Annotated in this window: 14 protein-coding genes and 1 pseudogene; 8 read left to right on the top strand and 7 right to left on the bottom strand. The window is 73.1% G+C overall.

The features are described from left to right. Positions 1-313: 313 nt before the first annotated feature. Positions 314-784: pseudogene (locus tag AB0B48_RS00005) on the bottom strand (hypothetical protein); the annotation flags it as partial. A 432-nt stretch (positions 785-1,216) separates the two neighbouring features. On the opposite strand from AB0B48_RS00005, the gene AB0B48_RS00010 reads away from it, so the two are divergent. Then, on the top strand, positions 1,217-2,245 hold the full coding sequence (locus AB0B48_RS00010; RefSeq protein ID WP_357193543.1) for an EamA family transporter: 1,029 nt from the start codon (positions 1,217-1,219) through the stop codon (positions 2,243-2,245). 10 nt (positions 2,246-2,255) lie between these two features. Continuing rightward, positions 2,256-2,909 (top strand): prepilin peptidase, encoded by a 654-nt coding sequence (locus AB0B48_RS00015; RefSeq protein ID WP_357193546.1) that lies wholly within the window; start codon positions 2,256-2,258, stop codon positions 2,907-2,909. 131 nt (positions 2,910-3,040) lie between these two features. Here AB0B48_RS00015 and AB0B48_RS00020 read toward each other — a convergent pair whose 3' ends face one another. From AB0B48_RS00020 to AB0B48_RS00040, 5 genes are all read right to left on the bottom strand, one after another. Continuing rightward, positions 3,041-6,220 (bottom strand): UvrD-helicase domain-containing protein, encoded by a 3,180-nt coding sequence (locus AB0B48_RS00020; RefSeq protein WP_357193549.1) that lies wholly within the window; start codon positions 6,218-6,220, stop codon positions 3,041-3,043. Between the two features lie 61 nt (positions 6,221-6,281). Further along, on the bottom strand, positions 6,282-7,526 hold the full coding sequence (locus AB0B48_RS00025; RefSeq protein WP_355004506.1) for a metallophosphoesterase: 1,245 nt from the start codon (positions 7,524-7,526) through the stop codon (positions 6,282-6,284). A 14-nt stretch (positions 7,527-7,540) separates the two neighbouring features. Further along, entirely contained in the window at positions 7,541-7,795 is a 255-nt protein-coding gene (locus tag AB0B48_RS00030; RefSeq protein WP_357193553.1) for a MoaD/ThiS family protein, read from the bottom strand. 2 nt (positions 7,796-7,797) lie between these two features. Continuing rightward, positions 7,798-8,811 (bottom strand): GTP 3',8-cyclase MoaA, encoded by a 1,014-nt coding sequence (moaA, locus tag AB0B48_RS00035; protein WP_357193556.1) that lies wholly within the window; start codon positions 8,809-8,811, stop codon positions 7,798-7,800. After that, a complete protein-coding gene (locus AB0B48_RS00040) occupies positions 8,808-9,722 on the bottom strand; it encodes a fructosamine kinase family protein (RefSeq protein WP_357193559.1) in 915 nt (304 codons plus the stop codon). Before AB0B48_RS00040 ends, moaA begins: the two co-directional genes overlap by 4 nt. A gap of 173 nt (positions 9,723-9,895) precedes the next feature. Between AB0B48_RS00040 and AB0B48_RS00045 the strand changes: the two genes are divergently transcribed. The 4 genes from AB0B48_RS00045 to AB0B48_RS00060 all read left to right on the top strand — a co-directional run bounded on the left by AB0B48_RS00045 (position 9,896) and on the right by AB0B48_RS00060 (position 12,483). Next, the gene (locus AB0B48_RS00045) at positions 9,896-10,939 is read left to right on the top strand and encodes a DUF4192 domain-containing protein (RefSeq protein WP_357193562.1); all 1,044 of its coding nucleotides are present in this window, start codon (positions 9,896-9,898) and stop codon (positions 10,937-10,939) included. Between the two features lie 61 nt (positions 10,940-11,000). Further along, positions 11,001-11,252 (top strand): hypothetical protein, encoded by a 252-nt coding sequence (locus tag AB0B48_RS00050; protein WP_357193565.1) that lies wholly within the window; start codon positions 11,001-11,003, stop codon positions 11,250-11,252. Next, entirely contained in the window at positions 11,249-11,647 is a 399-nt protein-coding gene (locus AB0B48_RS00055; protein ID WP_357193568.1) for a hypothetical protein, read from the top strand. Before AB0B48_RS00050 ends, AB0B48_RS00055 begins: the two co-directional genes overlap by 4 nt. Before the next feature lie 119 nt (positions 11,648-11,766). Further along, positions 11,767-12,483 carry a GAP family protein gene (locus AB0B48_RS00060; RefSeq protein ID WP_357193570.1) on the top strand — a complete coding sequence of 239 codons (717 nt, stop codon included), beginning with the start codon at positions 11,767-11,769 and terminating at the stop codon, positions 12,481-12,483. A 13-nt stretch (positions 12,484-12,496) separates the two neighbouring features. Here the strand turns inward: AB0B48_RS00060 and fdhD are convergent, their stop codons facing one another. Continuing rightward, positions 12,497-13,363: a formate dehydrogenase accessory sulfurtransferase FdhD gene (gene fdhD / locus AB0B48_RS00065; RefSeq protein WP_357193573.1), complete on the bottom strand. Its 867-nt coding sequence runs from the start codon at positions 13,361-13,363 to the stop codon at positions 12,497-12,499. A gap of 267 nt (positions 13,364-13,630) precedes the next feature. Between fdhD and AB0B48_RS00070 the strand changes: the two genes are divergently transcribed. Both AB0B48_RS00070 and AB0B48_RS00075 read left to right on the top strand, forming a co-directional pair. Further along, a complete protein-coding gene (locus AB0B48_RS00070; RefSeq protein ID WP_357193576.1) occupies positions 13,631-14,380 on the top strand; it encodes an NTP transferase domain-containing protein in 750 nt (249 codons plus the stop codon). Continuing rightward, positions 14,377-14,643, top strand: coding sequence for a DUF6457 domain-containing protein (locus tag AB0B48_RS00075; protein WP_355004496.1), 267 nt, complete (start codon positions 14,377-14,379; stop codon positions 14,641-14,643). Before AB0B48_RS00070 ends, AB0B48_RS00075 begins: the two co-directional genes overlap by 4 nt. Positions 14,644-14,702: the final 59 nt, after the last annotated feature.

Here is a 14,702-nt window from a genome sequence, read left to right on the forward strand (position 1 = left end):
GGCGGTGTGGGCCGCGGGGGCGGGTCGGGGGGGGGCGGTGGGCACCCGGGGCCCGTGGGGGGCGGCGCCCCCCACAGCGGCGGGGTCGGCGGCGCCGACATGGGTGCCGTCGGTGGCTCCCCGCCGGCCGGCGGGGGACCCCACTGCTGCCGGGTCGGGTCGTCCGCGGGCGGCGGCGTGCTCCGCAGCGGCACCGTCTCATCGACCGGTGGTGCGCTGTCAGGCCCGTTGGGCGGGCGCTGGTACGGATCGTCCGGCTGGTCGGAACCCGTAGGTCCGTAGGTCGTCATGTCATCCCCGGGGGTGGGTGGTCTCAGCGTTGCTTGAGGCAGAGGACGAAGTCGAGAGTGTCCAGCTCACTGTCGAAGAAATACCAGTTGGTGTAGCCCTCGACCTTGCCGCATTTGGCCTCGGCGTCCCGCTCGCCGCTGGTCGGGCCGTCGATCCGGCTCAGCACCTCGTACGACTTCGCGGTACAGCCGCTGATCAGCAGCTTCGGCTTGCCACCAGCGGTGCCGTCGTTGCGGACGCACTGGCCGACCTTCGCGAACCGGGGATCGGCCGACGACTCCGGCGCGGCCGCGCTCGGCGCGGGCTCTACCGCGTCCGCGCTGGGTTCACCGGCAACGGCCGAGTTGCTCGGCGCGGCTGCCGGCGGCGGGTCGCTCGGCCCACTGCGCAACCAGAACGCCCCGGCGGCGGCCACCACCAGCAGAAGTACGACGGCCAGTACCGCGATCAGCGGCCCCCGACCGCGCCGGCTCGGTGCCGGATCCTCGCCGTACGGGTCGTCGGGCCGGTACGGCTGCCCGCCGTACGTCGGGGTCGGCTGGTACTGGCCGCCGTAGGGCGGGCTGGGCTCGTGGCCGTAGGGCGTGGCCGTACCGCCGCCGTAGGGCGCGTCGGATGCCGCACCGTAGGGCGCGTCCGGTGCCGCACCGTAGGGCGGGGAGGGTGGGCCGCCGTACGCCCCGGGTCGTCCCTGCGGTGCGGGCGGGTACGACGGGACCGCCGGCGGGTAGGGCTCCGCCGCGGGCGGGTAGGGCTGCTGCGGCGGTCGACCGGGCGTCTCGTCGGGTCTTTGCCCACGCCACGGCCCCGGGTGGCCGCTCCCCGGTTGTCCGTAGTTCGTCATGCCGCCCTCCTGCACAAGTGGTGAGAGGCCGGCCACCAAAGCGCGACGCGGGCTCCGGGGTCACCGTAGCGTGGTCCACTGATGAGCTCACCTCCACCGAGCGCCACGGCCCTCGCCGGCCGTCGTGCCAACAGCACACCGACAGTGATCTGGACCGCGTTGATCGTGGTCTACGTGCTCTGGGGGTCGACCTATCTGGCCATCCGGATCACAGTGGAGACACTGCCTCCGCTGCTGTCGGCCGCGCTCCGCTTCGCCGTGGCCGGCCTGGTCCTGGCGGTGGTGCTGCGACTGCGGCGAGGCCCCGGCGCGCTGCGGGTGGACCGACGGCAACTCGGCTCGGCCGCCTTGGTCGGGGTACTCCTGCTCAGCGCCGGCAACGGCCTGGTGGTGCTCGCCGAATCGGGGCCACCGGGAGTGGCGCTGCCGTCCGGGATCGCCGCGCTGCTGGTGGCCACGGTGCCGCTGCTGGTCGTGCTGTTGCGCTCGGCCACCGGGGACCGGCCGCCGATCTGGACGTTCGCCGGAGTCACGGTGGGCTTCGCCGGCCTCGTCCTGCTGGTGCTGCCGAGCGGTAGTTCGGCAGCGGTGCCCCTGGTCGGGGCGCTGACAGTGGTGGCGGCGGCCACCTCCTGGTCGGTCGGGTCGTTCCTGTCCGGACGGATCCGGATGCCCGCCGACCCGTTCGTGGCCACGGTGTACGAGATGATGGCCGGCGCGCTGGTGCTGGTGGCCCTCGCCGCCGGTCGGGGCGAACTGGCCGACTTCCACCCGGCGGCGGTGAGCACCCGGTCCTGGTTGGCGTTGGGCTACCTCATGGTGGCCGGCTCGCTGGTGGCTTTCACCGCGTACGTCTGGCTGCTGCACAACGCGCCGATCTCGCTGGTGTCGACGTACGCCTACGTGAACCCGGCGGTTGCGGTGGCGCTCGGCGCGCTGCTGGTGGCCGAGCCGATCACCCCGCAGGTGCTGCTCGGCGGTGCCGTCATCGTCGCCGGGGTCGCCGTGGTGGTGACCACCGAACGGCCGCGTCGGGCGGGCACGAGATCACGATCGGGGGATACGCCGGCATCACGATCGGGGGACACACCGGTGCGCGACCGCCAGTAACGTCCGGCCCATGTCGGCCGCCGCGCTGGTGTCGATCGCGCTGCTCGGCGCGTTGGTCGGCCTCGTCGTACCCCTGGTGTCGCGGTGTTTCGCCACCGCGGACGCCCGGCCACCGGCGTTTTCACTGCCGCAGCCGGTCCGGCGGCCCTGGGTCGGCCCGGTGGTGGCGGCCGGCGTCTTCGCCGGCCTTGCCGTCGCCGTGGGTGACGACCCGGCGCTGCCGGTCTTCCTCGCGGTCGCGGCGGTTGGTCTGGTGTTGGCGCGGGTCGACCTGGCCTGCCTGCGGCTGCCCGACCCGCTGGTCCTCGTCGCCGGGCTGCTGGCCCTCGGAGGGCTGATCACAGCGGCGCTGCTGTCCGGCACTCCCGGCCGGCTGCCCGGCGCGTTGGCAGGTGCGGCAGTCGCGGGCGGGGCGCACGTGCTGCTGGCCCTGCTGCCCGGCTCACGGCTGGGTTTCGGGGACGTGAAACTCGCCGCCGTCCTCGGCCTGCCGCTCGGCTGGTTGGGGTGGGACGCCCTGCTGACCGGGCTGCTCCTGCCGCACGTGCTGCACGGCGGTCTGGTGCTCGCCCTGCTCGTCACCCGAAAGGTGCGCCGGACCACCCTGCTACCCCTCGGCCCGGCCCTGCTGGCGGGCGCCTGGCTAGCCGCCCTCCTCCCCTAACACCCCCCCGCCCCGGCCCGGCCCCGCCCCCAGGCTTCGTCGATCTTGCAGTTTCTGCGCCGACATAAGAGGCATCCCACGCACATCGGCAACCGAAAGTGCAAGATCGGCGACGGCTCGGCGGCTCGGGCTTAGATCAGGCGGAGTTGGCGGTCCTTGGGGCGGCGGGGTTCGGCTTCGCCGAAGCGTTCGAAGAGGCCGGGGTCGATGGTGCTGAGGAACGGCGAAGGTGCGCAGTCGCGCTCGGTGCCGTGCCGGGTGCGGCGGGCGGCGTGACTGACGTACAGCCGGTCCTGGGCCCGGGTCAGGCCGACGAAGAAGAGCCGGCGCTCCTCGGCGACGGCGTCCTCGTCGGGCGTCGAGCCCGGCCAGCGCAACGGCAACAACCCGTCCTCGACACCGACCAGGAAGACAACCGGGAATTCCAGGCCCTTCGCGGCGTGCAGGGTGAGCAGCGTGACCGCCTCGGCGCGCGGGTCGAGGGCGTCCACCTCGGCGCCGGTGGCCAACTGCGACAGGAAGGCCTCCAGGTCGTCACCGCAGCGTCGGGCCAGCGGGGTCAGCAGGTCCACGGCCGAGCGGACGTCCTCGGGGCGGACCGCACTGCTGGCGCCGTCCAGGGTGGGCACGGCGAACCGCTCGGCGACCACCTGACCGGCCAGCCGCACCCGGGCGGCAAGTGAGCCGGACAGGCCGTCGGCGTGTCGTAGCTCCCGGGCGATGGCCGCCACCCCGGGCCGATCCCGCAGCCGGTCGTGGGAACGCTTCTGCACAGGGATGTTGGCCCGGGTCAGGGCGTCCACGATCGGGGCGGCCTGCGCGTCGGTGCGGTACAGCACGGCGATGTCGGAGAACGACAGTGAGGTGGACCGGCCGTCGATGCGGCCCGAGTCCAGCGAGCGGTGCGACAACCCGCCGACCAGATCGTCGACGGTACGCACGACGAAGTCGGCCTCCTCGTTCACCGACTCCGCGGGGTACCGCCCGACCAGCGGAGCTTCCGGGTCGAGCCGGGCCGGGTCCAGCCGCCGGCCCCGGACCAGCGAGGACGGCGCGATGGCCTGCACGGCGGCGGCCAGGATCGGGGCCGACGAGCGGTAGTTGCGGTTGAGTCGGACCAGTCGGGCGTCGGTGAAGTCCTCGGAGAATCGCAGGAAGTAGCCGACGTCGGCACCCCGGAACGAGTAGATGGCCTGGTCCGGGTCGCCGATCGCGCAGAGGTTGCCGTCGGCGGGGCTGAGCAGCCGCAGCAGCTCGTACTGCACCTCGTCGACGTCCTGGTACTCGTCGACGAAGATCCACCGCCAGCGGTCCCGGTACCGGTCGACAAGCTTCCGGTCGGCCCGCAGCAGCTCCACCGGCAGGGTCACCAGTTCGTCCAGGTCGACCAGGTCCTGCTTGCGCAGCAACGACACGTAAGCGGCGCTGTCGTCGCCGGCCTCGGTGCGTGCCGCCGCCCGCTCGGCGTCGTCGGCGATCCGGAAGTCGGCGGGGAGACCCGCTGCGCCGACGTTCTCCCGCAGGATGGTCAGCCCCAACGCGTGGAACGTACCCACCGTGACGTCCTCGGCGACCGGGCCGAGCAGGCCGTCGAGGCGGTGCCGCAGTTCCTCGGCTGCCCGACGGGTGAAGGTGATCGCGAGGCAGTGCTCGGGGAAGACGTTCAGCTCCGCGCAGAGGTACGCGATCCGGTGGGTGAGCGTCCTGGTCTTGCCGGTGCCCGGACCGGCCACGATGAGCAGCGGACCGCCGGGTGCGGAGGCGGCCACCCGCTGCATGGCGTCCAGTCGGTCCAGCAGGCCGGTGCCGACCTCCTCCATGCCGGAGAGCATCGGCTCGAACGGCTCGTGCGGAGACGGCGGTGACGCGATCGGCGGCGCGGGCGCCGGGACCGGCTTCCGCTTCGGCTCCGCCTTGGCCGCCGCCGGGCGCTTGGCCGGGACCCGTGGAGCCGGCTCCGAGGGGCGTCGCTGCGCCGGCACCGGTACGTCGAACAGTGTCTCCTGCGCGCCCAGCTCGGCCGGGTCGAAGAGCGTGATCACGCCGTACTCGCCGTCGTAACCGGGCACCCGGCGGACGTCGCCGCGCCGCAGCCGCCCGATGCCCTCCGCGAGGAGCTCACCACCGGCCTGCGCGATCTCGGTCAGCGGCGTCGTGGTCAGGATCTCCAGCTCGGGGCCGAGCGTGGCCAGCAGCTCGTTGAGCCGCCCCTCGACCTTCTTCGACCGGGCACCCACCTTGTTGATCTCGCCGAGGATCTCGCCCAGCGGCACCAGGTGGGTGACGTCCCGGGCGTGCGCCGGCCGGTGTCCGTCCGGCCGGTCCGCCAACTCCTCGATCCGACTGAGGACACCCACGGTGAGGGGTTTGCCGCACTCGGGGCAGCGCCCGTCGGCGGCCCGGGTGCGCTCCGGAGTCCAGTTGACCCCGCACAGCCGGTGCCCGTCCGCGTGGTACTTGCCCTCCTCCGGGAAGAACTCGATGGTGCCAGCCAGGCCGTCACCGGTACGCAGCGCCTCCCGAACGGCGAAGTAGTCCCGTTCGGCGGTCAGCACCGTCGCCTCCCGGCCGAGCGCCGGCGGCGAGTGCGCGTCCGAGTTGGACACCAGTTGGTAGCCGTCCAGGCTGCCGACCCGCCAGTTCATGGCGGGGTCGGAGGAGAGCCCGGTCTCCACGGCGAAGATGTGCTCGGCCAGGTCGGCGTAGCAGTCCGCGATCGCGTCGAAGCCCGACTTCGAGCCCAGCGCGGAGAACCAGGGAGTCCAGATGTGTGCCGGCACCAGGTAGCCGTCCGGGCTGGCCTCCAGGGTGATCTCCAGCAGGTCGCGGGAGTCCAGTCCGAGGATCGGCCGGCCGTCGGAGCCGAGGTTGCCGATCCGGCCCAGGGCGGTGTTGAACCGGGCCACCGCGTCCAGATCCGGCAGGTAGATCAGGTGGTGCACCTTGCGGGTCCGGTCGTCCCGCTTGTAGATGGTGGAGATTTCCACGCTCAGCATGAACCGGACCGGGTCCGCCTCCGCGTTCGGCGCGAGTCGGGGTGGCAGCCGCCGGGCGAGGTCCCGTTCCGCCTCCGGGTCGAGCCGGTAGAGCCCCGGTTCGGCCGGGCGCAGCGTCTCCCGCAGGTGATCGTACCAGGCGGGGTGGGTGAAGTCGCCGGTGCCGAGCAGGCCGATGCCCTTACGCCGGGCCCACCACGCGAGGTTCGGCAGGGTGAGGTCACGGCTGCACGCGCGCGAGTACTTCGAGTGGATGTGCAGGTCCGCGACGAATGGCGGTAGGCCACCGGGGGGTACGGCGCTGAACGGGGGCACGCCGCATCCTGTCACGCCCGCCGCGCCGGCCACCCGCCGCCACGCGCGGACGTGACCTCCGCTATGCCGAGCGCAGCTCGACCAGACTGATCTGCGGCTCGGCCCCGACCCGGACCGGTGGCCCCCAGAAACCGGCGCCGTTGGTCACGTAGACCTTCGTGCCGTCGACCTCGCCGAGGCCGCTGACCACCGGCTGTTCGAGCCTGACGGCCAGGTTGAACGGCACCATCTGCCCACCGTGGGTGTGCCCGGACAGTTGCAGGTCGACGCCGTAGCGGGCGGCCTCCTTCGCCGCCAGCGGCTGGTGCGCGAGCAGGACCACGGGACGGCTCGGGTCGCGGTCGCCGAGGGCGGCGGCGAAGTCCGGGCCGGCGGCGAGGCCGGTGCCGGCCCCGGTGAGGTCGTTCACGCCGGCCAGGTCGAGCACACCACCCCGAGCCTGGATCTCCTGCCGCTGGTTCTGTAGGACCCGTAGGCCGAGCCGGTCGACCTCCTGGACCCACTCCTCCACCCCGGAGTAGTACTCGTGGTTGCCGGTGACGAAGAAGTTGCCGTACCGGGAGCGCAGGTCACGCAGGGGCTCGGCGGCCGCGCCGAGTTCGGCGACGGACCCGTCGACCAGGTCGCCGACCACCGCGACCAGGTCCGCGTCGAGCCGGTTGATCGCGGCGACGATCCGCTCGGTGTGCGCCCGGCCGCGCAGCGGACCGAGGTGGATGTCGGAGACGGTGGCGATGCGCAGGCCGTCCATGCTGCGGGGGAGTTTGGCGAGCGGGATGCGTACCCGGTCGAGCTGGGGTGGACCGAGTGCCGTGCGAACGCCGTACCCCACGATGCCTGTGGCGGTGAGACCGGCGAAGATGGCGGCCCCACGGGCGAGCACCAACCGACGGGACGGGTCGTGGTCCGGTGCCGCGACGGCGTCGGCGGCCGGCGGGTCGGTCGGCCCGGCGGCCCCGACGAGCACCGGCTCGGGCGCGGCGGTGGTGGGCTCCGCGGCGACCACCCGGCGGCGCAGCACCAGCCGGGCGACGAGCATCGGGACTTCCAGCACGACCAGGACGATCAGCAGGTAGAACATCAGCGCGAGCCACAGGTAGCCGGGCCAGGCGAGCCAGTAGAGCCCGGCCTGCGTGCCGGCCATCGTGACCGGCACGAGCAGTGCCAGCACCACTGCGGCGATCCCGCCGACCCGTCGCCAGCGGCCCGGCGCGGTGGCGTCCCGAACGAGCCGCTTCCACAGGTAGAGGTGGATGAGGCCGGTGACCAGCGCCAGGACAGCCACGAACCCCAGAACCGCCATCATGTGTGAAGCCTCCCTCAGCCGCCCGCGAACGGGGGCAGGACATCGATCGTGGACCCGGCCGGTAGGGGGGTCTGACGATCATGACAGCTGACGCCGTTCACGAGGAAACTCGCCACCCGCAGCACCCCGGCGAGCCGGTCGCCGTGCTGCTCGGTCAGCTCGGCCGTGAGGTCGTCGAGTGACCGCCCAGCCGGCACGATCTCCTCGGCGCGGCCGGCGGCGGCGCGGGCGCCCGCGAAGTAGCGGATGGTCAGCGTCGTCGACTCCACGCTCAGCCTCCGATCGCTGACATCGGGCGGGTCGGCTGGAGGAAGGTGGGATCGTCGATGCCGTGCCCGGCACGCTTGCCCCACATCGCGGTACGCCAGCGCCGGGCCAACTCGTCGTCGTCGGCACCGGTGCGCAGCGCGGCGCGCAGATCCGACTCTTCGGTGGCGAAGAGGCAGGCGCGGACCTGGCCGTCGGCTGTCAACCGGGTGCGGTCGCAGTCCCCGCAGAAGGGGCGGGTGACGCTGGCGATCACGCCGACCCGGGCGGGGCCTCCGTCGACCAGCCAGGTCTCCGCCGGTGCCGCGCCGCGCTCGGTCGGGTCGGGGCTCAGATCGAATACGGTACGCAGTGACGCCAGGATCTCCTCGGCGGTGACCATGGTGTCGCGGGCCCAACCGTGCTGGGCGTCCAACGGCATCTGCTCGATGATCCGCAGCTGGTAGTCGTGCTCAAGGGCGAAGCGGAGCAGCGCCGGCGCCTCGTCCTCGTTGACACCACGCATCAGCACTGAATTGATCTTCACGGGGCTGAGCCCGACGGTCGCCGCACCGGCAAGCCCGGCCAGCACCGCGTCGAGGCGGGGGCGCCGGGTGAGCTTGGTGAACCGGTCCGGGTCCAGGGTGTCCAGTGAGACGTTCACCCGGTCCAGGCCGGCCGCCCGCAACGCCGGGGCCACTCGGTCCAGGCCGATGCCGTTGGTGGTCAGCGAGACCCGGGGGCGGGGTTCGAGGGCGGCGACCGCCGTCACGATGTCGACCAGCCCGGCTCGGATCAGCGGCTCACCGCCGGTGAACCGCACCTCGGTCACGCCGAGCAGCTCGACAGCCACCCGGACCAGCCGGACGATCTCCTCGTCGGTCAGCAACTCGGGGCCGGCCAGCCAGGGGAGCCCTTCCGCCGGCATGCAGTAGGTGCAGCGCAGGTTGCACTTGTCGGTGAGGGACACGCGCAGGTCCCGGGCGACACGGCCGTACCGGTCGACGAGGACGCCGTCGATCCCCGGGGCGACGTTCACCTGTCGACCGTAGCGCGCTCGGCCCGGCTCAGGACGCCACGGGCGGTCTGGACGACCACATCTCGGAAGCTGACGCCGAAGAGTGCTGTGTGCACGAGCAGCAGATGCAGCTGATGCACTGGCACGCGGTCACGCCAACCGTCCGGTAGTGGCCAACTCTCCTGGTAGGCGGCCAGCACCCGATCCAGGTGGGGAATGCCGCCGAAGAGGGCGAGCTGGGCGAGATCCGTCTCCCGGTGTCCGCCGTGCGCCGCCGGGTCGACGAGCCAGGCCCGGTCGTCGAACCCCCACAGCACGTTGCCCGGCCACAGGTCGCCGTGGATGCGCGCGGGCGGCTCGTCGCCGCCGAGCCCGTCGAGGCGACCGATCACCTGCTCGACCAGAGCGGCATCGGCGCTGGTCAGCGCGCCAGCATCGACCGAACGTCGCAGGTAGGGGGCGAGGCGTCGCTCGGCGAACCAGGTCGACCAGCGCCCGCCGGTGAGGGTGTTGTCCTGTGGGAGCGAGCCGATGAAGCCGGGCCAGGCGGCACCGAAGGCGGTTGCGCCCGCCCGGTGCAGCCCGGCCAGCTCCCGACCGAAGCGCTCCGCTGCCTCCGGCGTCGGTTCGCCGGGCTCCACCCAGTCGAGCGCCAGCAGCTCCGGCAACACCACGATCACCTCGGGTACGCCGACAGTGCCCGCCTCCCGCAGCCAGCGCAGGCCGGCGGCCTCGGCGGCGAAGAAGCCCTCCGGCGCCGGTCGGTCGGCGTCTTCCGGCCAGGACTTGGCGAAGACGGAGTGGCCGTCGTCGAGGGTGAGCCGGGCGGCCGCGCAGATGTTTCCGCCGGCGACCGGCGTCTCCCGGAGCCGCTGATGGGTCCGGAAGGTCGGGAGGTGTGCCGGATGCGCGCGCAGGTACGCCAGGTCCATCAGCGCACGGTAACCGCTCCTTACGACAGCCAGGTGTCGCCCGACGACATCGGCGCTCTTTCCGCACCCGTAGGTGGCGCGTGAGCAGGGAAAACACGTTCAGTAACTGTGGATAAGCCGCGTGTCGTCCACAGGGGTGGCAGGGCCCGGCACGCCCGCCGCAGGCTTCCGACATGACCTCGACCGAACGCCCTCAGCTCGCCGTCCGCTCACCCGCCGACCTGATCGCCGCTGTGCCGTACCTGCTCGGCTTCCACCCCACCGACAGCGTCGTCGCCGTGGCGTTGGTCGGCCGACAGATCGTCTTCGCCGCCCGCGCGGACCTGCCCGACCCGACCGAGCTGGGCGGACTGGCCGGGCACCTGGCTGGTGTGCTCCGCCGGCAGGGCGCGGAGGCCGCCACGGTTGTGGGTTACGGGCAACCGGAGCAGGTCACCCCAGCAGTGGACGCGCTGCGCGACGCGTTGAACGATTTCGGGCTGCACGTGCTCGACGCGCTGCGGGTGACCGACGGCCGCTGGTGGTCCTATCTCTGCACCGAGCCCGAGTGCTGCCCGCCCGAGGGTCGCCGCTACGACCCGACCGCCAACCCGGTGACCGCCTCGGCGGTCTTCGCCGGTCAGGTCGCGCTCCCCGACCGGGCCGCCCTGGGGGCGCAGGTGGCACCGGTGGAGGGGCCGGCCCGGGAGGCGGCCCGCGCGGCCACCGCCCGCGCCGAGCTGAGACTGGCCGAGCTGGTCGAGCAGGCATCCGAGAGCGACCTGCTCGGGGCACGGGCGCTGCGCGCCGCCGGGGTGGCGGCGGTCCGCGAGGCCCAGCGTCGGCAGCGGCGTGGTGAGCGGCTCGACGACGACGAGGTGGCCTGGCTGAGCCTGCTGATGACCCACCTGCCGGTCCGCGATCACGCGTGGGAACGCACCGACGGCCGGGACCGGGACATCGCCCTCTGGACCGACGTGCTGCGCCGCGCCGAGCCGGAGGTGGCCGCCGCGCCGGGTGCGCTGCTGGCGTTCGCCGCCTGGCGTGCCGGGCAGGGCGCGTTGGCGGCGGTCGCGCTCGAACGCACGCTGAGCCTGCACCCCGACTACTCGCTCGCGCTGCTGCTGGACGACCTGCTCCGGCGGGGCGTGCCCCCGGCGGAGCTGGACGGCTGGCCGTCGGTCGGGATGCCCGGCGTCATCCGCCCCCGCAAGCGGAGCCGTCGTGGCCGCCGCTGAAGGACGCGATCACCCGCGTGGTAATACCGCGGGTGCTACCGGAATTGATAGGCTGGCGGACGTGACAGTGAAGCGCTCCGTGAGCCTTCCCGACGACGTCGCGGACTGGCTCGACCAGCAGCCCAACGTCTCGGCCGCCATCACCGCGGCGGTACGGGTGCAGATGGCCCGCGTACACCTCGACGAGGTGCTGCGGCGCGCCGGCATCGAGGTGACCGAGGCGGGTAGGGCGCGATGGCGGGAGCGCCTGGCGACACCCATTCCGGCGGACGCCCTGGCTGAGGGACGCCGGATGTTGGGCCGCCCCGGATGAGCGATCAGATCGCCGCCGTGTTCGACGCGTCGGCGCTGACTGCCTACATCGAGGGCAACGTCTCGGTGGGGGAGTTGATGCTGGAGGTCGCCGACGAGGGTCGGCAGGTCGCCGTCCCAGCGGCGTGCCTCGCTGTCGCCTTCGCGAGCGTGGCCGACGAGATCGATGCCGCGCTACTGGCCCTGATGATGACTGCCCCGATGATCCGTCTGCTGCCGCTCGACGTCGAGGACGTGCAGGACACCGGCAGGCTGGCCCGCGCCGTGGACGGCGACATCTCGTTCGGCCATGCCGCCCGTGCGGCACTCACCCACGAGGCGCACTACGCGACAGTGCGACCCAAGGTGGCGGCGAAGGTGCTCCCTACCAACTGGAGCATCCTCGACCTGGCGTGACGGGTCTTCCGGCGACGCCTCCGTCGAAGGATGTACGCGTTGCTCCTGTTCACGGCCGACGCGGCAGGCTCGTCGCCGCCGGAGAATGATCTCGTGGCCGTTCTCCGCATTGGTACGACATGACCCCCGAGTTGCTGCTGTCGCTGGCCGGGCTGGCGTTGATCGACAGCACCAGCATCGGCACCCTCTTCATCCCGGTCTGGTTGCTGCTCGCCCCCGGGCCGGTCAACGTCCGGCGGATCCTGGGCTACCTCGCCACCATCGCGGTGTTCTACCTCGCGGTTGGGCTGCTTCTGGTCTGGGGAGGCAGCAGCCTGGGCGACGCGCTGGGCGGCGCCCTGGACAACCGGGGCGTCCTCTGGGCACAACTCGTGCTGGGCGTGGGAATGCTGGCGCTCAGCTTCCGCTACGACGGCAAGCGGCGTCCCCGTACCGGTGGCGTCCTGCGCTGGCGGGACCGGGCCACCGCCGGAGATTCCTCCGCACGCTGGTTGGTCGGGCTGGCGCTGCTCGCGGCGCTGGCCGAGGTGGCGACCATGCTTCCGTACCTCGGTGCGGTGGGTCTGTTGGCCACATCGGAGGTGGGAGCGGCGAGCGTGGTGGCGCTGCTCGCCGGATACTGCCTGGTCATGGTGCTGCCGGCGGTGCTGCTGCTGGGTGCCAGAGTGGCCCGCCCGCGACTGGTCGAGCCGGTGCTGGCCCGCCTGAACACCTGGATCGTCACGAAGGCGGGCAGCGCGTTGGGCTGGATCCTCGGCATCGCCGGTTTCCTGATCGCCCGTGACGCCGCCGCAAGGCTGGCCCTGTTCGACCTGATCGACCGGATCGGTCGCTGACGGGCCGCTCGGGTCAGGCTGGCTGCTCCACGATGATCCGGTGCGGCCCGGTGTAGACGTTCATGGTCCGCCCGCGCAGGAAGCCGACAAGTGTCATCCCCGCCTCGTCGGCCAGTTCCGCGGCGAGGGTGCTCGGGGCGGACACCGCTGCCAGCAGCGGCAACCCCGCCATCCACGCCTTCTGGGTCAGCTCGAAGCTGGCCCGCCCGGAGACCAGCAGCAGGTGCCCGGTGAGCGGCAGCCGGCGTTCCCGCACGGCCCAGCCGATCACCTTGTCCACGGCGTTGTGCCGGCCCACGTCCTCCCGGAGCACCACCAGCTCACCGTCGGGGGTGAACAACCCCGCCGCGTGCAGCCCGCCGGTCCGATCGAAGCCGCGCTGGGCGGCGCGCAACCGGTCGGGCAGCTCGGCGAGCAGCGTGGCCGGGACGCTGAGCGTGTCCGCCGCGACCGGAAAGAGCGATCGGGTGCGTACCGCGTCGATGCTGGCCTTGCCGCAGACACCGCAGGAGCTGGTCGTGTAGAAGTTCCGGGACGGGTCGGTGGTCGGTTCCGGTACGCCGGGGGCGAGCACCACGTCCACCACGTTGTACGTGTTCGGCGTCTCCGCGCCGGCACAGAGTTGCGCGGTCAACACGTCGTCGGTCGACCGGATCAGCCCCTCCGTCAGCAGGAACCCGATGGCCAGGTCCAGATCGTCGCCGGGAGTACGCATGGTGACAGCGAGCGGCCGGCGTCGGCCGGGGCCTGCCGCGCCGACCCGGATCTCCAGCGGCTCCTCCACGGCGAGCGTGTCCGGTCGGCGGATCGCCCCGCGTGCGGCGGTCGCCGCGTCCAGGTCGATCCGGAGTACGCCCCGTCGATCAGTTGCCCGTCCCATCCCGCCATCCTCCACCCCCCGCCGGCACACCCGCACGACCACCGGCCATCGGGCACCCGGCGGCGCCGTCCGACCGATGCCCCTCCGATCCGGTCCGCCGGCGGTGCCCGGGGGTGATCCACTCGTGTTCCTTGAAGTCGGGGTATCCCCGGCACCGGGACACCGCGCTTTCGGCGAATCCGAGTGGATCATGGTGTTCGTTCGCCGCGCTGGGTTCGCGCAGCCGCCCGACATCTGGGTGGGACCGGTCCCGGCTACGGTGGCCGGGTGGGGACGTACGCCGCCGTGGTGCTCGCGGGTGGGGCCGCCCGACGGATGGGCGGCCTCGACAAACCCGCGCTTCCGATCGGCGGCCGGCCGATGCGCGACCGGGTGCTGGCCGCAGTCGCCGACGCGACGCCGCGGGTGCTTGTCGGTGCGGCCGACGCCGTGCCGGCGGGCGTCCGGGTCGTCCGGGAGGACCCGCCCGGCGGGGGCCCGGTCGCCGCGGCGGCGGCCGGGCTGGCACTGCTGGACACCGACGTCACCTTGGTCGCGCTGCTCGCCGCCGACCTGCCGCTGCTCACCCGGGCCGCGATCGGGGACCTGCTGCACCACCTCGATCGGAAGATCCCCGACACCGGTTCGGCGGGCGGCCCCACCGATCCGGCACCGCCGGCCCGCGACGGCCTCGCCGCACCGTTGATCCGTGACGGCCTCGCCGCACCGCCGGCTCGCGACGGCCTCGCGCAGGCCCGCGACGGCCTCGGCGGCGGTGAGCGACCCGACGGGGCGTGCTTCGTGGACGGCGGTGGGCGGCGGCAGTCGCTCTGCGGCATCTGGCGGGTGGCCGCGCTGCGGGCGGCGGTGGACCGGTTGGCGGTCGAGCGGGGCGGCAGCTTGTCCGGGGCCCCGGTCCGGGCGTTGCTGGCGGGGCTCGTCGTGTCGGAGGTGGCCTGGTCCGGCGAGGGCCCGCCGCCGTGGTTCGACTGCGACACTGACGAGGACGTACGCCGGGCGGAGGAGTGGGCGCGATGACGGTGATGGACGACTGGGTCACGGCGGTGTGTGCCGAGTTGGATCTGGACCCGACCGCGGTGCCGGTGCCGGCGGTGCTGGATCTGGCCCGGGACGTCGCCCATCAGGTGCTGCGTCCGGGTGCGCCGGTCACCGCGTACCTCTTCGGGTTGGCGGTTGGCCGGGGCGCGGACCCGGCGGACGCCGCGGCCCGGCTCAGCGCGCTGGCGGGCGCCTGGCCGGTCGAGCTGGGCGCCGACCCCACGGACCCGACGGCCCCCTGACCGCCGCTGTCCGATCCCGGTCCGGGCTGATCCGACCCACGGGCGGCGTGGGTAGGGTG

The sequence above is a fragment of the Micromonospora sp. NPDC049089 genome (assembly GCF_040648775.1).
Classification (GTDB): Bacteria; Actinomycetota; Actinomycetes; order Mycobacteriales; family Micromonosporaceae; genus Micromonospora.